The organism is Shewanella sp. MR-4 (assembly GCF_000014685.1).
Lineage (GTDB): Bacteria > Pseudomonadota > Gammaproteobacteria > Enterobacterales > Shewanellaceae > Shewanella.
Genome location: NC_008321.1, coordinates 3,209,463 through 3,231,237 on the forward strand (window position 1 = coordinate 3,209,463; position 21,775 = coordinate 3,231,237).

Below are 21,775 nucleotides of genomic sequence, written 5' to 3' on the forward strand. Positions count from 1 at the left end.
AACAGTTTGTCTCTCGTCCCCCAAATTGGGTCGATTAACGTTCAAAGTGAGCAAGCCACGTCTTTAAAATCTGCTGCAATGTTTCGCGCTCGGCACTCGGCACCCCTGCCAATAATGCGCTTTGGCATTGAATATGTTTGGGCAGCGCCGCATCAATCAACGCCTTGCCTTCGGTGGTGAGCGACACATGCACGGCGCGGCGATCTTCCTTACTGTGCTCACGGGCAATCAGCCCTTTATTTTCAAGCCGGTCTAAGCGACTGGTCATGGCGCCAGAGCTTAACATCATGCTCTGATACAGCTGCGAAGGCGATAGCATATAAGGCTCGCCCGAACGTCTGAGGGTCGCGAGCACATCAAACTCCCCCTGACCTAAGCCAAATTCGCCATGGCACAGGGCGATAGCGTTTTCCATATATTTGGTCAGGCGCGCGATGCGCCCTAACACCGCCATTGGCACTAGATCCTCTGTCACCCCTTGAGCCTGCCACTGCCCAAGGATGTTATCCAATCCGTCTTCAGCGGGAGTCGACTGTTGCTTTGCGCCGGGTGATTGCGGTTTTTTGTCCATCACTTTATCTCTACATAAAGATTCTTCACGTGCTACACATTTTATCGCCTAATTTAACTATTTGTATATGCGGATACTTTTAATAGGTAGACAAAATAAAATACAGCATAAAAAAAACGCCCAATTTATAAAAATTGGGCGGTTCAGGTATCAAGCTAACAGCTTAAAATCGTCGATTAAGACTTCTTCACAAAGCAGGTCAGGATCACGATGCGAGTGCCATTTACACGACCTTCGATATGCTCAGGATTATTGGTCAACGAGATATTGCGAACCGCTGTGCCGCGTTTTGCCACAAAGCTGGTGCCTTTTACGTTGAGATCTTTGATGATAACCACGGTATCGCCCGCGTTCAGTACCGCACCGTTACTGTCTAAGGTCGGAGGTGTATCATCGCTCGCGGCAGCGGCTTCGGCATCACCCCAAGCACGTAAATCCTCTTCCAGATACAGCATATCCAGCAGATCCTGCGCCCAGCCTTCACTGCTTAGACGTTTCAGCATGCGATATGACATCACTTGAACCGCGGGAACTTGGCTCCACATGCTGTCGTTCAGACAACGCCAGTGGTTCATGTCCATAGTATCCGGCGCTGCGATTTGGCTGCTGCAATTTTCACAGATCATGATCTCGTTTTCATGACCATCGGAAGCCGGTAAGTCATAAATAGAGAGTTCGACTTCACTTCCGCAAAGTTCACATTTGCCGCCACAGCGAGTTAGCAATTCATTTTCAGTCATTTTTTCTGTCTACATGCGTAATAAAACGCGGATTATGCCATAAATTGGCTTTTCACGGCAGGGGCTGGAGCAAAATAACCATAAACTTTATGGGACTAAACTTAATTATTATGGACGAAATAAAAATATTCTTCTTAAAAATCATAGTGTAATTTACATTTACTCGAGAATATGTGTTTAGCTTTCTCACCTTGGTTTCCAAGCATAAACCACCACAAACATTAAGGTTTAGAACACCGAACCTGAGTCATAGAACCATCTGACACATTTGAAATTAAACTCAAGGCTGGCAATATAGAATGCTCGCCCACGGCGCGCATAAAAATTAAGGGATTCGGAATAATGGCGATGCAAGTATCTTCAAGCTCACATGCCACTGGTGCGACATTTACGGCCGCCAGCTTAGATTTTCTCAAACTACTGGCGCTCAATAACTCCCGCGACTGGTTTAAAGCCCATCAGGAAGAATATGAGAATAAGGTCAGAAACCCCGCACTGCGTTTTATCGAGCAAATTCAGCCTGATATCGTTGCTATTTCCCCAAGATTAACGGCAGTTGCCAAAAAAGTCGGCGGCAGCTTAATGCGTCCACAGCGGGATAGCCGCTTTAGCAACGACAAGACGCCCTATAAGACCAATGTGGGGATCCAGTTTCGGCATTTTCAGGGCAAAGATGTGCACGCACCTGGGCTGTATTTGCACATTGCCGAGGATGGTTGTTTTATTGCCGCCGGTATTTGGCATCCCGAATCCAAGGTGCTAAATGCGATTCGAACTTGTATCGATGAAAACCCCAACGGCTATAAAAAGGCGCTGCAAACCTTAACAAACCATGGATTTGTAATGGATGGTGATAGTTTGACTCGCCCACCAAAAGGATTCGATAAGCATCACCCAATGCTGGACGAACTCAAACGTAAGGACTTTATCGCACTAAAACCAATCCCCTTTGAGCGACTCTGCCAAGCCGATGCCGCTCGCTACTGCGCCGAACAATTCGCCCATTGTAGCCAATTGATGGCCTATTTGTGCTTTGCCCTCGAATTAGACTTTTAGTTTTTGTATTTGAATAGGCCAAGCATTCACTTGGCCTTATGCTTTTCGGTTTAACCTACGCCCTATTTCACATCGACGGGCTTAAGTGGTGTCAACGCGAGACTCTTAAGGTATTCGCTTAATACCTGAAATGCATTATCCAATAAGGCGTATTCTTTAGCCTTGCCTAACACTCTAATCCCTTGTAATTGCAGCACTAAAAAAGCCGCTAACGATTCAGGTTGAGCAGAAGGAGAAAGTTCCCCCTGTAACTGACTGTATCTTAATACCTCAGTAAAATCGCTCTGCAATTGGGCAAATAGCCGCTGGCACTCCTCCTGCACACACTCATCATCGAGGCATTTTTCCATCACCGCATTCTGCATAAAACAGCCGTACTCTTGCTCGCGCTGCAAGGCCACAAATCGTGCTAAATAGGTCAAGATGTCACTCAGCCCTGCCTGTGCGTGCAGAATTTGCTCCTTCGCGCCGAAGGAATAGTGGTCGAGATAAAAGCGCAGGGATTCGCGATACAAACTCTGCTTATCGCCAAAACTGTTATACAAGCTGAAGCGATTAATCCCTAAGTGTTCGACCAGATCCGCAACCGAGGTCTCGGCAAATCCCTTACGCCAAAACAGCTCCATCGCCTGAACGAGCTTTTCTTGTCTATCAAAATTACAACTGCGTGCCATGGTCCAAACCTACATTGATGCCTGCATTAAACGGAATATCATAGGGCAAAAACATTCTTGACTGACCGTTTAGATATGGCTTAAATTCTATCCTAACCGATCGTTCCGTTAAAGCCCTATTTAGGCAAACTTACAGATTAACAGAAGGAAAGAGCATGAAGCTTTATGAATTAGCCCCAACGCCAAGCGCAAGACGCGTGAGTATTTTCCTCGCAGAAAAAGGCATCGATATTCCACGTGTGAGTGTGGACATTCGCGGCGGTGAAAACCTTAACCCTGAATTCAAAGCCAAAAGTGTCAACGGCCGCATTCCCCTGCTCGAACTCGATGATGGCAACCATATCTGTGAGTCCGTCGCTATTTGCCGTTATCTCGACGAGATCTATCCGAGTGACACTTCCTTATTTGGCAACACGCCGCTGGAGCGCGCTAAAGTGGAAATGTGGCAACGTATCATTGAGTTACAAGGTTTTACCGCAGGTTTTCAAGCCTTTAGAAATCTAACGGGTATCTACAAAGACAGGGAAAATTGTGTCGAAGCCTGGGGCGCAGAATCACGCCAACGGGTCATTGACTTCCTACCGACCTTAGACCAACAATTAGCCAAATCAAGTTATGTTGCGGGCGATAACTTTACGATTGCCGACATTTCTGCATACGTTTTTATTAGCTTTATTAAAAACTTAGATATTCTGGTGGATGACACTCTGCCCCATATTCAGGCTTGGTTTGCGACAGTGGCCCAGCGGCCTGCGATAGTGTCACTTACCCCGAAAAACTGACAGCGATGCCCTGTTGGGCAGCCAAGTTAAGCACTAACCAGTTAAGACTTAAGGGATAACTATGATTGATTTATATACCGCCGCGACCCCGAACGGTTTTAAAATTTCCATCGCGCTCGAAGAAATGGGTCTCGACTATCGAGTGCATAAATTAGATTTCAACACTAACGAACAGAAACAGCCTGAGTTTCTGGCCATTAACCCTAATGGCCGTATTCCAGCCATTATCGACCGAGATAACGAGGACTTTGTGGTGTTCGAGTCCGGCGCGATTCTTCTGTATCTGGCTGAAAAAACGGGTAAGTTTTTGCCTACCGATCCTAAAAAACGCTCACAGGTCATTCAATGGCTGATGTTCCAAATGAGCGGTGTTGGCCCAATGATGGGGCAAGCTAATGTGTTTTACCGTTACTTCCCCGAAAAAATCCCTGCGGCTATTGAACGTTACCAAAAAGAAGGTCGACGTTTGTTTGAGGTAATGAACACTCAGTTAGCCAAGCATCAGTATCTGGCTGGTGATGAGTACACCATTGCCGATATCGCGACTTGGCCTTGGGTGCGCATCCATGAATGGAGCGGCATCAACATGGAAGGACTCACTCACTTGCAACGTTGGTTAGATGAGCTAGCCCAAAGACCCGCTTGCCAAAAAGGCATAGTGACACCTCCGCCTTCGGTCTTAAGTGACGAAGAGCGTGCTAAACAAATCCAGAAGATGGTGACTAAGTAGGTCATCCTATCCTCTGCGCATTCGTTTTCCCCATCAAGCCCCAACTCGCATTGGGGCTTTTTTACTGCTAGTGATACGTAAAACTGCTACACTCTGCGCCACTTATTGATTTGCTTGGCCATATTCATCCCATCGGATGGACATCACTCGGCCGAGCCCCTTATCAGGCTAACTTTATGGGCAATCCAAACGGCTTATCATCAGCAACCATGGCATCTACAGTGAATATCGAACCGCAAACCCTCGCGCAAAAACGCGGATTAAGTTATGCCAATACCATCAAGTTATTGTTCGATGAGATTTTAAACACCAAGCAACCCGCCGACCGAGTTCTGGCGAACTACTTTAGGGAACATAAAAAGCACGGTTCTAAGGATCGCAAAGTGATCCGCGAATCCTTATTTAGCCTGTTCCGTTGGTGGGGCTGGTTTAAAGCCACAGGCGATCATCAACAGGCGCCACAATTTTTTGCCATGCTCAGCGCAAGTGCCTTAATCGAAGCCCATCCATGGCAGGATATCGCCAGTGCCTGGCATGATCTCGCCCAATCGCCGATTGATTATCAACAACTTCAATCCCTTAGCGTTAGCAGCTTAACAGATAAATTGGCACTGGTACGGCAGCAATTTCCCCAAGCGTCCTTCGAACTCACGGATTTATTACCCGAATGGTTTTGGCAAGTATGCCCAATAGCCCCAGAGCTGCGTCCAAATCTCATCGAAGCCATGTCTAGCCGCCCACCAATTTGGGGACGCACGCAGGGAATCAACAGCCAAACAGCAGTCAAACAACTGCAAGCACTTGAGATAGATGCAAGCCTCAGCCTCTATTTTGAAGATGCTATCAACCTTGGCACTAAGAGCATGAATCTCAATGAAATATCACTCTATAAAGAAGGCAAAATCGAGATCCAGGATTTAGCCTCGCAAGTGATAGGTCAAATATGCGCACCAGAGCCTTGGCAACACTGGTGGGATACCTGCAGTGGCGCAGGCGGAAAAACTCTGCAATTGCGATCACTGATGCAAACGGCCACGGCTAAGCACAATCCATTCGTGGGCAGCATAGTCTCATCGGATATTCGTGCCCACGCCTTAGAAGAACTCAGCAAACGTGCCCAGCGGGCAAAGTTTGATGGTATCAGCATTGCACGCTGGCGCAGTGATGCACTGCCAGTCGACGCCAACCATTTTGATGGGGTATTAGTCGACGCCCCCTGTAGCTGCACGGGCACATGGCGCCGCAATCCCGATATGCGCTGGCTCGATAGCCTCGATGCCGTCACTGATAAAGCGGCACTCCAACTGGATATTTTAAGCCGCAGCAGCAAAGCGGTAAAACTGGGTGGAAGCTTAGTCTATGCCACTTGCTCATTGTCACCCGTTGAAAATGAGCAAGTAGTTTCCGCCTTTTTACAACAACATCCCGAGTTCAGCTTAGTGCCGATCCGCCACCCCTTTACTGGCGAACAAACAGAAATGTTGACCGTGTGGCCCTTCGAAGCCAATACAGATGGAATGTTTGTGGCGCGCATGCAGCGCAATCTCTAGGGCGTGTTGACGTTTCAGGGGTATTTTTGCAGCAATTTGGCTGGCTTTAATGCAAGGCAAAGTCCGTGCAGTGTAGTTATTCTACATAAACGGACGATAACGCAGCAGAAACGTCAGCCAAATGCTGCCCGAAGGGTTCGTCTGGCAAGCCCTTGCTCTTACTTTCTGTCATAAGAGCCGCTCGTCATTTGAGTAGAATAACTACACATCATTCCTCGTTTCGCGAGCACGTGCTTGCCAGAACGAACAAAATCTAATCTCGAAACATCAACACGCCCTAGCACTAACTCCTTATTTTTTATCAGAACTTGGCACTCATATCCTGAGTGCCATTCTTTTTGCCTCCGCACAATATCAATGCGCTTTTTATCTTATTCATTTAATAATCATCAAGATAAACCCTAGATTGCGGCGTAAAATCGCCAACCCAATTCCATCGAGACGTATCCCCCCTTCTTGGACAAAACTTTTCACCATCAGTGATGAAATATTTCGCTTTAGCTTAATCTCGCCTTTGGGTAAAAAGATCGAGTGCTGAGAATGGCACAGGTATTTTTGGAATTTTGACCATGTCACACTCCTATGAATTTGACGACGATGATGCGCCATGGGGCGATAACGTCAAAGGTAAGCAAAAAAACAAACGCGTAAAACAACGTCGCAGGGACACTAAGCGCCGTTATTCAGATGATGCAGAGGTGGATTTCTATCAGCATAAATCGAAGTAACCGATAAACTACCCGTTTGCCTTAGCAAATTCGTGCTTTAATAAGTCAGTCAAATCCGAGCAAGTTGGATAACCTCCAACTTGCTAGTTAGTCCAAGCGTTTCCCCTCTTCTCTGTTTTGATTCAATTGTAAAATCAATAGGCTAATGAGCTGATTTACCCTATGCTCTTTAGGGTTTATTAACGCCCTTTGTTTACCAAACCACCTGACACATCTTAACGGGTTTAAAGGATGATCCCATGGAAAAACAACGCCCCGATTTTATCTATCCCCCTGGCAGTATGTTAATGCACTCGCCCTTAGTGTTGAATAAAGCCGATATGTACGGTTTTTTTCTCAAGGGAAAACTCGCCAACCTGCAGCGCTCCATTGATAAAACGCTCAATCAAGTGGCCGGAAGCGCCATGTACTTTAAAGTGCTGTCGCCCTATGTACTGACAACCTTTACCCAAATCGAGAAAGCCTATTCAGAAGACCCGACCGACAGGGCCAAGGGTTGGATCCAAGAAACCGACATCATCACTTGGGTCATGGTCGGTCGCCAAGACAATAGCAACGGCGCATCCATCAGCCATGTGTATTTTCAGCCGCTGCATATTTGGGTGAATGATGCGATGGCCCTGATCAATGGCCGCGAGTTGTTCGGTTATCCCAAGTATTTGTGTGAATACACTATGCCCGCGGTCGGAGAGCCATTAACTCGACTCTCCCTAGCAACAAAGAGCTTCTTACACTTTAGCCCTGACACTGAACTTGCCATGCACCCGCTGATTGAGGTGAATTGCAATGCCAAGCCCGAGGCGCAGCTCACCACGCTAGAAGCCATAGCCCAAACCTGGCAACTCTTTAAAGAACAAACGGATTTTATTCCAGAGCTGGATAAGCTAGGTGAGGAGCAACTGTTTCACTTGCTGTTTAAGCCCGCTATCGACCAAGTGTTTTTAAAGCAGTTTCCGGATGCGTCAGGCCAAAAAGCGGTTTATCAGGCGATTACGGCGGCGCCCGCACAGGTCAACAAAGTGCACAGTGTTGCCCTGTTGGAAAATGACTTTGTCGCCACCATTTTTGATAACGCCAGCTTCCCACTCAAAGAGACCCTAGGCGTCGAGGTTGGCGAGCAACATGTATTACTGCCCTACCATGTGAACTTTGACTTTGAAGTACCGCCGGGCGAAGTGCTGGTCGATAATTCTGAAATCAAAAAACAGAAAATTGCCATTCTCGGCGGAGGCGTCGCCGCCATGACCGCCGCCTGTTATCTCACCGACAAGCCCGGCTGGCAGAATCAATATGAGATTGATGTCTATCAATTAGGCTGGCGAATCGGCGGCAAGGGCGCAAGTGGCCGTAATGCCGCAATGGGACAACGGATTGAAGAGCATGGCCTGCATATCTGGTTTGGTTTTTACCAGAATGCCTGCGCCTTGATGCGTAAAGCCTATGAAGAATTAGACCGCCCGCCAGAAGCGCCGCTAGCGACCTTCTTCGATGCCTTTAAACCCCATAATTTTATTGTGCTGCAGGAGGAAATTAATGGCCGCTCCGTTAGCTGGCCGATCACCTTTCCCACACTCCCAGGGATCCCTGGAGATGGCACCGAAACCTTAACCTTCTGGAAGGTCGTTAAGGCCGCCTTTGCTTGGATAAAAGAATGGCTAAAGGACATGGACTCCCTGCTGGAAGCCGATGAAAAAGCCATGGCGACACCGAAAAACTGGCTCGATATCAGCTGGTTTGAACGGCTGAAGGATAAGTTAGAGGATTCGGTCGATGATGCGATGGAATCCCTAGACGCCCTAGGTGACAAGCTCGAATGCCATTTTAATCAAATGATTGGCCGCGAATGCGATGAGCATGTCCACAGCGAGAGTGACGATGGTTTGGTCGAATCCGCCGTCGATGCCCTGCACCAAAGGTTGGTTAAGCGCTTTAGCGACCATTTAGACACTAACGATGAGTTACGCCATTTGTATATTGCCGTCGACTTAGGCTTAACCATCTTAAAAGGAATGTTTGCCGATGATGTGTTTGAAAAGGGTTTCGATGCCATCAACGACTATGATTACCGCGAATGGCTAACTAAACACGGCGCCAGCCAAAAATACACGGTCGACAGCGCGCCGGTACGCGGTTTTTATGATCTGGTGTTTGCCTACGAAAGAGGCAACTTCGACAAACCCAATGTCGAAGCGGGGACTATTATTCGCTCCATGCTGCGTATCGCCCTGTGTTATCAAGGCGGAGTCATGTGGAAAATGCAGGCGGGTATGGGCGATGTGGTCTTTACCCCTTACTATGAAGTGCTGAAACGGCGCGGGGTGAACTTCCACTTCTTCAATCGAGTTGATAATTTAGAATGTCGCGACAACAGCATTCAAGCGATTGAGATCACAGAGCAAGTCGCTCTGGCACCTTCGGTTAAAGACTACAATCCACTCGTGGATGTTAAAGGCTTAGCTTGCTGGCCCAGCACGCCAAATTACGACCAGCTAGAGCCTGTTCAAGCCGCATTGCTAAAAGCCCATGATATTAATCTTGAGCACTTCTGGAGCGATTGGGACAATCTGTACGAGGCGCAATTTGGTCAGGCGCTACCGAAAAAACGTCTGCAAAAAGGCGTGGACTTCGACAAAGTGATTTTTGGTCTGTCATTAGGAGCGGTTCCCCATGTGGCGAGCGAAGTTATGGCGCAGAGTCCGGCGCTCAAAACCTGTGTCGATAAAGTGCAGACAGTCGCGACCCAAGCCTATCAACTGTGGATGAATCAAGATCTTAATGGTATTGGTTGGCCCAATTATTCAGAGGATGGCGAGCAGCCAGTCTTATCCGGCTTTACCGAGCCCTTCGATACGTGGGCATCGATGGACCAATTGCTCGATAAAGAAGACTGGCGGGGCATAGAGCCAAAAAATGCCAGCTATTTCTGCTCGGCGTTGCCTGTGGATGCTTATCCTCCGCGTACGGATATTGGTTTCCAGCAGCGCAAAACCGCCGAAGCCAAGGCTGGCGCCATCAATCAACTCAATACAGAAATTCATAAGCTGTGGCAGCAGGTTGGCGACAGCTTCCCCTGGGAATGGTTGCACGATGAACAGCAGCGCCAAGGCGAAGCGCGATTCGATAGTCAATATTGGCGCGCCAATGTGGATCCTTCCGAGCGTTATGTCCTGTCAGTGAAAGGCAGCTCCCAATATCGGATCACCACGGATGGCACAGGTATCGACAATCTGTATATGACGGGAGATTGGATTAAAACCGGCCTCAACGCCGGTTGTGTGGAAGCTGCGACGATGGCGGGAATGCATACTGCCAAAGCCATATGCGGCCATCCGGCCATTATCAAAGGCGAAAAGGACTTCGCCTAAATGCCAAGGGGCTGCATTATGCAGCCCTTTTTTATCCAACTATTTGTATCTGTTCAAATTGAAAGAGGCGCTCGATTAAATGGAGGATCCTTTAAATAGACACTCTAAATCGAGACAATCTCGCCCGCGCGGGTATCGGCGTATTCCTGACGGCGCTTTTCCATCCGCGACTGATACAAACTACTATCGGCGCTGCGAAGCCACTCGTGGGGCTCGGCCACATCGGTATTGATGGCGAAACCAAAACTAAACTGGCAATCCTTCAAGCCTTCTTCTGCAAATTGTGCCGTTAATCCCTTTAAGCTGCTGGTTAAGATCCCCATGCCATTTGCGGGCAGGATCAGCACAAACTCATCGCCACTGATCCGATAAATTTTAAGGTGGGCAATATTAGTCGCCTGCAAAACCTGTACTAAGTGTTGCAGTAAACGATCGCCCTCTTGATGCCCTAAGGTATCGTTCACCATTTTAAGGCTGTCGACATTGAGCAACACCAAAGCCATTGGCTGAACCACTTTTTTGCCAAAGGCCAATTGTGAATTCATAAACTCATCAAAGGCATAACGATTACCGACCCGAGTTAAACCATCGAGCCTAGCCTTTTCCCAAGCGATTCCTAACTCTTCGATATGCGCCTTACGTTCCTCGGATAGGAGTTTAAGCTTGTTCGCTAACGCGAGGGATAACAACAGGGCATCCACAGTGCCGCCCAACAGCGTGGCAAACTCGGCATGTTCGATAAAATCTGGGGTGATCCCCATATTGCCCGGAAGAATAATTAACGCTGGCAGCAATAAGCAGCTAAAAGCCATAATAAAATAACGGGCGGGAGCAAAGCCTTTCATCAAACAGACATTGCCGCAGGTAATGGCCAGTGCAATCCACAGCATGATTAATACCGAGGCAATAATCGCGGTGTAGGACAATAACCAGATACTGGTTGGCAGAGCTAAAATGCAGGCGATTAACAGGTACTTGCTAAGGCGCCATAATCGCGGCGAATAGCTGGGAAGCTGTAAGAAGTGTTTGTAGAACAGGATGTTAAATATCGGCAAACTAATAAAAAACAGATGATGCAACTCAAGCTGATAAAAGTGGAATAGGTGCGCCGGTAAATGGAAGGTCAAGGCCCAACCACCAAAATAGGTCAACACATACAGGCCGTAATACATAAAGGCCTTATCAAAAATAGAGAAGTAAATCAGTAGATTATAGAGGGCAATAAAAAACAATCCTCCTAAACAAATCATTATGGCTAAGGCCATGCGATCCGTCGTCAATTGGTGCGCTTCTTCCAACTCAATTGCCAGCTCAGGGGCTGATGAGAAGTATCGGCTGCTCAGCCGAGTCACTAACCAATAATCCGTCCCCATATTTAGCCTAACTTTACGACCATAATCGAACAAAAACTCATAGGGCGCATAATAACCACTCTGGGCGAATTGCACTGAGCCATCGCTGCCGAGCAACCAATAATCGACATACTCCACAATGGAATTACTGGCATCCACCACCCAACGGGTTTGTCGACTGTTAACCATTACGGGAGACACCATCCAATAATCGCCCCCGGCGAGACTTACCGAACTGGCTTCCTCAAGCTGGCTCATCCATTGGGTGACTTGATTAAAGTCAGAGGGCGGAAGTTGTTTAGCATCGGCATGGAATAAATAGGGGGAATCCAACGCAATTTCAGCGCTAAAGGCAAACGGACTAAATGTCCAAAGAAGCAGCAAAAAGCACCAGAAATTGTGTAAGTTAGTTTTGCTCATAGGTATCTTGGTTTATATACCAGCGTCTAGTTCCACGCAGAAAATCATTTTAGAGTGTTAACTTTATGACTACATTTTATTTTTTACAATTGATTAGACCAAATTAGTCGGTAATCGGGTACCTTATGATGATATTTTAGTCGTTCACTTACAGGTTATTCCCTTAGCCACCATTTCAGCCGTTAACTTGGATACCTATGGCACCCTTATTGATGATTCTAGCTGCCCAGTTGTTGATTGCCAGCGGTAACCTATTGGTTAAATTGCTTGAAACGAATGCCCCCGTGTTTCAACTGGTGCTTTATCGCCAATTATTCGCCACGCTCTTAGTATTACCTTTTGTTTGGCGGCTACAGGGGAACCTTAAGTTAAGCCCCTTTTACAAGGTGCACTTGAGCCGAGCGCTATTAATCGGGCTAGGTAATGCCATCTTTATGCTGGCGGTACTGCACTTACCTTTAGCGACTGTGACTGCAGTCATTTATACATCACCGTTATTACTGTTGTTATTGTCCGCCTTCTTTTTAAATGAGCGTATTGGTTATCGTCGCACCGTCGCGGGGATTATCGGTTTTACGGGCATTTTGCTGATAAGCCAGCCGACAGAATTTAACCTCTATATCGGTCTAGCCTTTTTTGGCGCTATGACCTCAGCAACCAACAGCCTCATTTTGAAGGCATATTCAACCCATGAGCATCCCTTTTCAACACTCTTTTGGTCTAATGCCTTTGCCATGGTTTTTCTGATACCGGCAACCTGGTACGAAGGCGCCGACTTTAGCCTGCCCGTCGCGCAAGTTGGTTTGGCCTTAGGCCTGTTTTATATCGGTATGACCTACCTCATTATCCACGCCTATCGGCGTGCCGATGCCAGCCAAATGGCGCCCGTGGAATACACAGGCCTTATTTTTGCCGCATTGTTTGGTTGGTGGTTTTTGGATGAGCACTTAAGCATTGTGGTGTGTATTGGTATAGGACTGGTGATCTTCTCCTCCATCCTGCCAAGCTACAGCGAACTGAAAGCCAAATGGAAAAGCCGGCGAAGTTAACCTTGGCCGGCTTTGACATCAAAGTGGCCTCTGTTAAGGCCACTCACAATAAGGCGAGATTAGAAGCGGAACTTACCGCCGATGTAAACGCCATCTTCGAAGGTAAAATCACGGGCGTTATCATATTCGAAGGCAATCTTACGGTAACCGACATAGAACGCCATATTAGGATTCACACGGTACTGCACCTTTGAATCCAATTCGTATTGACCATCGACATTACCGAAAGACAATACCGATGGCGCATAGTAAGCCGCGGCATGCAAAGAGATGTTTGGCCCTAACGCCAAGGCATAACGTCCACCTACGGATATAGCGCTACCATTTGGCGCATCATCTGCCCATAACTGGCTTAACTTAGCGCCAACTTCAAAATGATGCACACCCACATCATGGGTCATGTGCATTGCGCCTTGGGCAATATGACCGCTATCATCTGAATAAATATATCCTAATACTGCATTGACATCTTTATTCACTTGCAGCTCTAACTCGGTAGAGACCACATCGTTGTTTAACCCAAGATTAAATTCTGACGCATTCACCTGCAGCGCGGCTGCACTCAATAATAAGACACTTGCTACTCTGAACTTAGCCATAAAAACACCTCAATAATGACTGTGGGTAATGGCGCGGATCATACCGAATAAAAAAAGAAAATCTGCATATTTAGCAGAGAGTCGCAAAGATTTTTGAATTTGAAACCAAACGAAAACCGGTAAAAAACACAAACAAAACTTAAAGCAAACAATTTAGAAACATTTAACTTACTGGAACCCGATCTCCAACGAGGGATTGCATTATGCCATCGATATCCAGCTTATCTTCGAGGGCTAAGTAATACCAACCAACGGTATTCCCCGTTCCTCTAATACTTAAATAATTCCGCCAAAAGTGAAATCCGGCCTTGAGTAAATTCACTCGGCTAGCGTTGTTTTCATCTCGAATGGTGGCAAATAACAGGGTTATCCCCAGCGCTTTAGCCACTTCAATCCGCTTAAGGGTAAGCCCTTGGGCTATGCCACGGCGGCGGTACAAAGGCGAGACCACCAGATAGCCTAGCTCCCCTACGGGGCCATCCCCCGCCTTAATCGCCGCGCAGCCAACCATCTCACCCTCAAGGGTTTTCGCCAATATTACAGCGCGGGACAGAGCAAAGGCCTGATGGTCGAGGGGATGCGCGTTGTCATCCCGTTGATCGATTAATGCCGCCGCAGCCGCTAATTCGGCTGCGTTTTGGCAAAGGACAAATTGAATATCGTTTTGATTCATACAATTGAGTTAAACAACCAACATCTACTTAGAGATACAGTATCGTCGCCATGCCGAGGAAAGTGAAAAAGCCCACCACATCGGTCACTGTGGTTAAAATAACTGAGCCTGAGAGCGCCGCATCTTGGTTAAATCGCTGCAACACCATAGGCACAAACACCCCAGCCAGCGCCGCGACCGCCATATTGATCAAAATCGCGCAACCTATCACTATGCCTATGGTACTGTCGGCAAACCACCAGCCCGCCACGAGTCCAATCACAATAGCCCAGAGGGTACCATTGACTAAACCAATGCCTAACTCGTTCTTCATTAACGAGAATAAGTTACCCGCAGAGATCTGCCCCATCGCCATGCCGCGGATCATCAAGGTGAGCGACTGACTCCCCGCAATCCCGCCCATGGACGCCACTATCGGCATCAACACAGCAAGTGCCACCACTTGCGATAAGACGTTCTCAAATAACCCAATGGTTGCCGAGGCCAAAAATGCCGTGAGTAAGTTAATCCCTAACCACACGGCGCGGCGCTGCGCACCTTTGATGATCGGGGCGAATAAGTCGTCGGACTCATCCATACCCGCGGTTGCCATTAATTGCGCTTCGTAATGTTCACGCACTAAGGCGGTAGCGGCCCTTAGGGTGACACGGCCAATCAGTTCCCCAGCCTCATCAATAACCGGTAACTCAATTTCGCGGCTGTGTTCAATTGCCTCGGCGGCATCGAGTAGCGTCGTATCTGCGGTTAAGGCGCGGCTATCTTCCGATAACAGTGAAATCAACGGTTCAGAGGGATCATGCTTGAAAATATCATAACGTCTAACCGTACCTAGGTATTTATCCTCCTCATCGACGATAAATAAGTTGTCGTTACAGTCGAGTTCGATTCGCCTGAAAAACCGCTGCGCTTGGGCCACAGTCGCCTTATCGCTGAGCACTAACATTTGATGATCGGTATAACGACCAATCTCATTTTCCGAGTATTGATCGTACAACTCGAAGCGCTGCCGCTGACGTTCGCCCATTTGCGCCAAGGCTCGGTCGGTAAAACTTTCAGGGAGATAATCACTCCACTCAATCAAATCCTCAGGACTGAGCTGCGCAAACAGCAGATCCACCTCATTGTCGGGCATCTGCTTTAGGATCCCCATACGCGGATCGGCGCGCATTAAACTCAGCACTGTCACACGGTCACTAAACTCAACCTGTTGCCAACGCTCGTAACGCTCGTCTAAAGGTAAAGACTCTAGCACTAAAGCAACCGTGCCAGGCTCAGCTTCATTTAAGATTTCACTGAACACTTCAGCCTGTTCTTCACCTTCAACTTCAGTGAGTTGCTGAACAACCTGCCCGACATCGGCCTGTGTGTTTGTTTCGTATTCGGCTTCATGTTCAGTCACATAAACGCCCTTCTGCTGAGATAAAAATTAGCGTAACTATATTGATATTGAAGAAGATTAGCAAATCCACAAAATAAATTGCACACAAATCAATTGATAACAATCAAACTATTATTTATGCTAATCACCACACCTAAGGAGGTAATGATGACATCGACTATCTATAGCCATAGCGCAAACGACATTCAAGGTAATCCAACGGCACTGGCGCAATATCAAGGCAAAGTGATCTTAATTGTGAACACCGCCAGTGAGTGCGGTTTTACACCACAGTACAAGGGCTTAGAAGCGCTCTATCAAAAATATAAAGCGCAGGGATTGGTGGTTTTAGGCTTCCCATGCAATCAGTTTGGCGCCCAAGAAAAAGCCGATGAGAAAGGTATTCAAAGTTTTTGTGAACTCAACTTTGGCGTGAGCTTTCCACTGTTTTCGAAAATCGAGGTAAACGGTGAGCACACTCACCCTTTATACCAGTACCTCAAAAAAGCGGCTCCAGGCGTATTAGGCACGGAACGCATTAAGTGGAATTTCACTAAATTCTTAGTTAATCGTCAGGGCGAAGTGGTCGCTCGCTTTGCGCCAACCACAAAACCAGAGGCCATTAGTGACAAGATAGAAGCGCTTTTAAAATAATCCGCACGCTATCCCATTGAAATTTTATTATTAAATAAAAAATTTAAGTTATTTTTTATTTTCGATGGAACTTTAATTCTATAAGCCCCTCAAACATATTGAACAGCGAATGTCTTTTTCATGTTCATCATTCTCCCTGGGGCTTCTAGCGCAGCCCCCTTGACCTAGGAATAGGTCACTAGGCAACCAATTGGTTGCCTTTTTTTATGTCTATGTTTTATATGTAAAATAAATGTAGCCACTCACCAACGGCTCAATTTGCTGATGTCAGCAAGCCCAAAAATAAATTTAAAATTTTTTAGCCGCCAACTGAACTTTATCAAAAGGTCTTAGTCTGACTATATGTAAGGATTAACAAATCCGCTTTGATGCAGAATTGATTGCTAAATGAAATGTTTAGCAAAGGATTAAATGGATAAAACCCGCCGTTTAATTCAATGAAACAGTTTCAAGTTATTGCATAGAGTCGAATTGGTTGGTCGTTCATCATCATCTCCCTTTTGGGAAACAATCGAATACACGCTAGCGCAATGCATTCCTTTGTCTCCTACTTTGATTCTTTTATGGCAACCTTAGGTTGCCATTTTTTTATCTGAATTTTATCCCTTCAGCATTCTATCCAGTTGCACTTGAATCGAAGGATGGTATCCCGCCCGCGCACTGGCATAGATTTGTTGTAACTCCGCGTGGTATCCCGCAACCTGTAATTCAGCATAAAGTGGGCGGACAAACTTACCGCGGCCAATGCGCTGTAAATAAGCACTTAAGGCGGGCAGCACTGGATCATAATGATTGCGGATAGCGACCCTAAACCAATCGCAGGCAATTTCAGCGTTAGTAGACTCGGTGAACTTAAAGGTATCGTCCAAATCCATCAGTTGTACCTGCGACACCACTTCGGGCAATTGAGTCAAAAAGTATTGCCAATGGTGGACTCGCCAGCCCTTAACCTTAAGCTCGCTGGCCGCTTTGCCCTGTAAGAAGTCATCCAAGGCGCTATCAACCTTATCTAAACTTCGTGATGTGGGCCCCACATAACCTTGCGGTAACCCTTCGCCATAAATCCATTCCTGCAGCTCAGCTTCGTTTATTTTATCGGGATAGGCTTCGACTAAAGCGACTTTGGCATATTCGACAAACACTTCGGTGGTGATCGCCTTAAAGGCAAAGTGCTGCACATAGGCAAACAGAAACTTATCAAATTCGGCGCGGCCAAGACGATGCTCTAGCTCATGGACGAACATCGATGCCTTATCGTAGGTAAAACGGTTAAAAGCCAGATTAGGATCAACCTGCTGCACATTGGCGGGCAGCGTTTGCCTGTGGCGCGGTAACATGGCCATTTCTTCGGTTAATCGGCCAAATTCAATGACCCATTCCAGCTCGGCCTGCTCCTTACCATAAACCGCTTCGACAATCCGATTGGTGAAATAGGTTGTAAAGCCTTCATTCAACCAGAGATCGCGCCATGTGGCATTGCTCACCAAATTGCCCGTCCACGAGTGTGCCAACTCATGGGCCACGGTCGACACTAAGCTTTTATCCCCCGCAATCAGGGTTGGGGTTAAAAAGGCTAGACGCGGGTTTTCCATGCCACCAAAGGGAAAGCTCGGTGGCAAGATGATCATGTCATAACGCCCCCAGGCATAAGGGCCTAAGAGCGATTGCGCCACATCCAGCATATGCTCGGTATCGGCAAACTCAGTAGCCGCGGCCTCTAGCATGCAAGGTTCGGTATACACGCCGCTGCGCGGACCTATGCCTTGAAAGGCTAAGTCGCCCACCGCTAAAGCCAGCAAATGGGTGGGAATGGGCTTTTCCATCTCGAATTGGAATTGCCCCTCGAGCGGTGTATCGGGGTCGTTCATCGCACTCATCACGGCACGCATGCCCTTTGGCACCTCAACATGCGCATCGAAGGTTATTCGCACCTTTGGCGTATCTTGCAGAGGAATCCAACTGCGAGCATTAATGGGCTGAGACTGACTAAAGAGATAAGGTAATGCTTTGCCCGCTGTTTGTTCAGGTGTAAGCCACTGCAGCCCTTCAGCCTCCGGCGAGGTGTGGTAGCGAATGCAAACTTGTTCGCACTGCTCTTGGGGCAACTGGATGACTAATTTCTGCCCGAGAATCTCATCAGCCGCTTCAAGATGAAATGCCAGCGCCGTTTCATCCTCAGTCGTGACCGATAAAATGCGTAAGTCGCGACTATCGAGCCATAGTTCACCAACCTGTGACTCAAGATAGCGCAGCGACAGTGTTGCCTTCCCCTGCAAACGACGAGCCGCAAAGTCGACTTTAAGCGCGAGGGATAAATGCGTGACCTGTGCTTGGTCGCTATTAGCAAATGAATGGTAATCTCGGTTGTGATCCCAGGTTTGGGGTTCAATTGGGACTGGTTGGTTTTCTGGCGGCATCTGTTAAGCGACCTGTTATCGGTAAATGAGCTAATCCTATTATCGGTCGCTGATTTACTCCTGCGCAATCGAATAAACCTTTCCCGCATCCGCATTTTGTAACATTGCTTGAGTCGATAACGTGCCATCATCGACTTGAGTTAAGCTGTAAAAATAAAATTTACATATTTTTCAATGTATAAAGGTTATAAGAAAAAATATTTTCGAAAATTTTCTATTTTTGCTGAACTAATTTCGCGCCCTTGAGTCAGATATTATGAACCGAATCTTTGCAATGAGTTTCTTCGTTCATCATCATTCTCCTTTAGATGGTTTCTAGCGCGACCGTCCCCGGATTCCGAATTGGAATTTACAGCAACCTTATTAGGTTGCTTTTTTTATGCCCACTTTTCAGTCTTGGGCAGCAATGAATCTTCCCAAAACAAAAAGGGCCTCCGAAGAGGCCCTTAATGGTTTAGCGATTAAGAATTAGAGGCGAATGCCTAACTGTTCTAAATCTTTAGCGACTACGCTCTTAGGCAGAGTCACATAACCGTCTTTTTCTACCACTTGCTGACCTTGCTTAGACAGCACGTAACGGATGAATTCTTTTTCCATTGGTGCTAAGTCTTTGTTTGGTTGCTTGTTAACGTAGACATATAAGTAACGTGACAATGGGTAAGTACCGTTAGCTGCGTTTTCTGCAGTCGCTTCAATAAACTCGTTACCTTTCTTCGCAATGGCAACGGCTTTCACGCCAGCAGTTTTGTAACCGATACCAGAGTAACCGATAGCGTTCAGTGATTGAGAAACTGACTGAACCACAGAAGCAGAACCTGGTTGCTCGTTTACGTTGGCCTTGAAGTCACCTTTACACAGAGCGTGCTCTTTGAAGTAACCGTAAGTACCAGATACTGAGTTACGACCGTACAGTTGTACGTCTTTTGCTGACCAGTTACCGTCAAGGCCTAAATCGCCCCAACGTTGGATATCACTGCTACCACACTTGTGAGTAGAAGAGAAAATGCCGTCAACTTGTTCAACAGTTAACCCTTTGATTGGGTTATCTTTGTGTACGAATACCGCTAAAGCGTCAATCGCTACACGTACTGCTGTTGGCTTGTAACCATAGTGCTTTTCGAAGGCTTCTTCTTCGTTAGGCTTCATCTTGCGGCTCATTGGACCGAATTGTGAAGTGCCTTCAGTTAATGCTGGTGGCGCAGTAGAAGAACCAGCAGCTTGAATTTGGATGTTGACGTTAGGGTACATCTGCTTAAATTCTTCAGCCCACAGAGTCATCATGTTGGCTAAGGTATCCGAACCTACAGACGAAAGGTTGCCTGATACACCACTTGCTTTCTCGTAAGTTGGCAAAGATTGATCAACAGATGCCATTGCAGTGGCAGAGAATACACCAGCGGCTGTGAGGGTCATCGCGCCGACAAGCTTTTTCAGTTTCATTATGTGCTCCAGTAATAAGCTAACTAATTTCTAACTTAAGTTTCTTCAGACGCAGCCAGTATCAATCGCTACAATGACAATTCTATGTCCAAGATGTGACACTTAGATGACAAAACACATTTTTCGCATTTTTTTGCAAAAAAGGTCATTACCCAGTACTGATAAAAACAAAACAGGCCCTAATGGCCTGTTTTAAATATAAAAATAAATTAAGTCTGCGCAGCCGTTATTTTTTACGGACGATTAAATGGTGTGGGATCACAAAGCTAAAGGTGCTGCCTTTGCCCAATTCACTACTGATATTGAGCTCACTGTGGTGGTGACTCAGGGCATGTTTCACAATAGCTAAACCAAGGCCACTACCACCCGTTTGCCTTGAGCGCGCACTGTCGACGCGATAAAAGCGCTCGGTTAAACGGTTAATATGCTGCGGCGCAATCCCCTCGCCCGTATCCGTCACACTAAAGAGACCACCGGTCGCCACACTGCGCCATTGCACGGTAATTTTGCCGCCGGGTTCTGTGTAGCGAATCGCATTCGAAATCAAATTAGAACAAGCACTTCTAAGCTGTAACTCATTGCCATGGGAGTTGAGTCCCGCCTCACAATGGAAGCTAAGTTCATACTTATCCTGCGCCAGCGCCTTGGCCTCTTCCTTCAAGACCTCCATCAACTGCGCCATATTCACCGTATTCTCAAGGTTTATATCGACCGCATCTTCGATACGTGATAACACCAACAGCTGCTCCACCATCGACTGCATTCGCCGTGTCTGTTGCTGCATTAAGGCTAAGGGCTTGGCGTTCATCGAACCGGGTTCGGCCATGCTTTGCATCATCTCTAAATAGCCCTGCAATACGGTGAGCGGGGTTTTCAGTTCGTGTGACACATTGGCGACAAATTCTTTACGCATGCCTTCGAGCTGTCTTATCCGCGTAATATCACGGGCGATCAACAGTAGCTGCCTATCACCATAGGACATGATACGAATTTCGAGTAGGCGCCTATCCGAGACAGGTGAGGCCAGCTCTAAGGGCTCCTTATATTCTCCCGCCTTAAGATAGGCGGAAAAATCAGGATGACGGATCAAGTTATCAATCCGTTGACCATTATCCTGTGGCCAGACAAAGCCTAAAATCAGCTGAGCTAACTTGTTACACCATAAGATATTGTGCTCTGAGTCGAGCACGACTGCCGCATCGGGCAAGGCCTCGGCGCCTTGGCGAAAACGTCCTAGCAAGGCGGCTAATTGGCCAACTCGACGACGATTTTTACCTTGCAGACGATATATGCCGTTAAACACCCCTTCCCAACTACCACTGCCCTGGGGAGGCGTTAATTTTCTATCACGCCATAACCAAAAATTGAGACGAGCTAACTGACGGTAATGCCAGAACACCAGTCCAAGCAATCCGATGATAAGTATCCAGAGGGGTTTCCCTACCAATAAACCAATTAGCAAACAAAGCAGTAAGAACACCGCTAAGCGCGAAAACAACCGGTACCCTGAATAAGAGTCGAACATAAATAAACCCAGACATCAGGCTAAATAAGAGGAGCACAAGATAGCTTAAAAGCTAACCTGTGCCTATCTCTT

At 47.1% G+C, this 21,775-nt stretch carries 18 protein-coding genes; 8 read left to right on the forward strand and 10 right to left on the reverse strand.

Annotated features, from left to right (window positions below; all coding sequences use genetic code 11):
• Positions 1 to 34 precede the first annotated feature (34 nt).
• Complete coding sequence (locus SHEWMR4_RS14135) at positions 35 to 571, reverse strand: MarR family winged helix-turn-helix transcriptional regulator (RefSeq protein ID WP_011623442.1); 537 nt, start codon at positions 569 to 571, stop codon at positions 35 to 37.
• A gap of 176 nt (positions 572 to 747) precedes the next feature.
• Positions 748 to 1,311: a PhnA domain-containing protein gene (locus SHEWMR4_RS14140; RefSeq protein ID WP_011623443.1), complete on the reverse strand. Its 564-nt coding sequence runs from the start codon at positions 1,309 to 1,311 to the stop codon at positions 748 to 750.
• Between the two features lie 342 nt (positions 1,312 to 1,653).
• Between SHEWMR4_RS14140 and SHEWMR4_RS14145 the strand changes: the two genes are divergently transcribed.
• Positions 1,654 to 2,367, forward strand: coding sequence for a DUF2461 domain-containing protein (locus SHEWMR4_RS14145; protein ID WP_011623444.1), 714 nt, complete (start codon positions 1,654 to 1,656; stop codon positions 2,365 to 2,367).
• Between the two features lie 62 nt (positions 2,368 to 2,429).
• Here the strand turns inward: SHEWMR4_RS14145 and SHEWMR4_RS14150 are convergent, their stop codons facing one another.
• On the reverse strand, positions 2,430 to 3,041 hold the full coding sequence (locus tag SHEWMR4_RS14150) for a TetR/AcrR family transcriptional regulator (RefSeq protein WP_011623445.1): 612 nt from the start codon (positions 3,039 to 3,041) through the stop codon (positions 2,430 to 2,432).
• A gap of 155 nt (positions 3,042 to 3,196) precedes the next feature.
• On the opposite strand from SHEWMR4_RS14150, the gene SHEWMR4_RS14155 reads away from it, so the two are divergent.
• The 5 genes from SHEWMR4_RS14155 to SHEWMR4_RS14180 all read left to right on the forward strand — a co-directional run bounded on the left by SHEWMR4_RS14155 (position 3,197) and on the right by SHEWMR4_RS14180 (position 10,196).
• Positions 3,197 to 3,823 carry a glutathione S-transferase gene (locus SHEWMR4_RS14155; RefSeq protein ID WP_011623446.1) on the forward strand — a complete coding sequence of 209 codons (627 nt, stop codon included), beginning with the start codon at positions 3,197 to 3,199 and terminating at the stop codon, positions 3,821 to 3,823.
• A gap of 61 nt (positions 3,824 to 3,884) precedes the next feature.
• Positions 3,885 to 4,553 carry a glutathione S-transferase family protein gene (locus tag SHEWMR4_RS14160; RefSeq protein ID WP_011623447.1) on the forward strand — a complete coding sequence of 223 codons (669 nt, stop codon included), beginning with the start codon at positions 3,885 to 3,887 and terminating at the stop codon, positions 4,551 to 4,553.
• 176 nt (positions 4,554 to 4,729) lie between these two features.
• A complete protein-coding gene (locus SHEWMR4_RS14165) occupies positions 4,730 to 6,103 on the forward strand; it encodes an RsmB/NOP family class I SAM-dependent RNA methyltransferase (RefSeq protein ID WP_011623448.1) in 1,374 nt (457 codons plus the stop codon).
• A gap of 569 nt (positions 6,104 to 6,672) precedes the next feature.
• Positions 6,673 to 6,831 (forward strand): hypothetical protein, encoded by a 159-nt coding sequence (locus tag SHEWMR4_RS14175; RefSeq protein WP_011626757.1) that lies wholly within the window; start codon positions 6,673 to 6,675, stop codon positions 6,829 to 6,831.
• A 239-nt stretch (positions 6,832 to 7,070) separates the two neighbouring features.
• On the forward strand, positions 7,071 to 10,196 hold the full coding sequence (locus SHEWMR4_RS14180) for an NAD(P)-binding protein (RefSeq protein WP_011623450.1): 3,126 nt from the start codon (positions 7,071 to 7,073) through the stop codon (positions 10,194 to 10,196).
• Between the two features lie 104 nt (positions 10,197 to 10,300).
• Here the strand turns inward: SHEWMR4_RS14180 and SHEWMR4_RS14185 are convergent, their stop codons facing one another.
• On the reverse strand, positions 10,301 to 11,968 hold the full coding sequence (locus tag SHEWMR4_RS14185; RefSeq protein ID WP_011623451.1) for a diguanylate cyclase: 1,668 nt from the start codon (positions 11,966 to 11,968) through the stop codon (positions 10,301 to 10,303).
• 197 nt (positions 11,969 to 12,165) lie between these two features.
• Here SHEWMR4_RS14185 and SHEWMR4_RS14190 point away from each other — a divergent pair, with 197 nt between their 5' ends.
• The gene (locus tag SHEWMR4_RS14190; RefSeq protein WP_011623452.1) at positions 12,166 to 13,017 is read left to right on the forward strand and encodes a DMT family transporter; all 852 of its coding nucleotides are present in this window, start codon (positions 12,166 to 12,168) and stop codon (positions 13,015 to 13,017) included.
• Positions 13,018 to 13,076: 59 nt separating this feature from the next.
• Here the strand turns inward: SHEWMR4_RS14190 and SHEWMR4_RS14195 are convergent, their stop codons facing one another.
• From SHEWMR4_RS14195 to SHEWMR4_RS14205, 3 genes are all read right to left on the reverse strand, one after another.
• The gene (locus SHEWMR4_RS14195) at positions 13,077 to 13,616 is read right to left on the reverse strand and encodes a YfaZ family protein (protein ID WP_011623453.1); all 540 of its coding nucleotides are present in this window, start codon (positions 13,614 to 13,616) and stop codon (positions 13,077 to 13,079) included.
• Between the two features lie 163 nt (positions 13,617 to 13,779).
• Positions 13,780 to 14,289: a GNAT family N-acetyltransferase gene (locus tag SHEWMR4_RS14200; RefSeq protein WP_011623454.1), complete on the reverse strand. Its 510-nt coding sequence runs from the start codon at positions 14,287 to 14,289 to the stop codon at positions 13,780 to 13,782.
• A gap of 28 nt (positions 14,290 to 14,317) precedes the next feature.
• Positions 14,318 to 15,688 carry a magnesium transporter gene (locus SHEWMR4_RS14205; RefSeq protein ID WP_011623455.1) on the reverse strand — a complete coding sequence of 457 codons (1,371 nt, stop codon included), beginning with the start codon at positions 15,686 to 15,688 and terminating at the stop codon, positions 14,318 to 14,320.
• Between the two features lie 147 nt (positions 15,689 to 15,835).
• Here SHEWMR4_RS14205 and SHEWMR4_RS14210 point away from each other — a divergent pair, with 147 nt between their 5' ends.
• On the forward strand, positions 15,836 to 16,321 hold the full coding sequence (locus SHEWMR4_RS14210; RefSeq protein ID WP_011623456.1) for a glutathione peroxidase: 486 nt from the start codon (positions 15,836 to 15,838) through the stop codon (positions 16,319 to 16,321).
• Positions 16,322 to 16,920: 599 nt separating this feature from the next.
• Here SHEWMR4_RS14210 and SHEWMR4_RS14215 read toward each other — a convergent pair.
• From SHEWMR4_RS14215 to phoR, 3 genes are all read right to left on the reverse strand, one after another.
• On the reverse strand, positions 16,921 to 18,738 hold the full coding sequence (locus tag SHEWMR4_RS14215) for a M1 family metallopeptidase (RefSeq protein WP_011623457.1): 1,818 nt from the start codon (positions 18,736 to 18,738) through the stop codon (positions 16,921 to 16,923).
• A 468-nt stretch (positions 18,739 to 19,206) separates the two neighbouring features.
• Positions 19,207 to 20,178, reverse strand: coding sequence for a PstS family phosphate ABC transporter substrate-binding protein (locus tag SHEWMR4_RS14220; RefSeq protein WP_011623458.1), 972 nt, complete (start codon positions 20,176 to 20,178; stop codon positions 19,207 to 19,209).
• A 226-nt stretch (positions 20,179 to 20,404) separates the two neighbouring features.
• The gene (gene phoR / locus SHEWMR4_RS14225; RefSeq protein WP_011623459.1) at positions 20,405 to 21,703 is read right to left on the reverse strand and encodes a phosphate regulon sensor histidine kinase PhoR; all 1,299 of its coding nucleotides are present in this window, start codon (positions 21,701 to 21,703) and stop codon (positions 20,405 to 20,407) included.
• Positions 21,704 to 21,775: the final 72 nt, after the last annotated feature.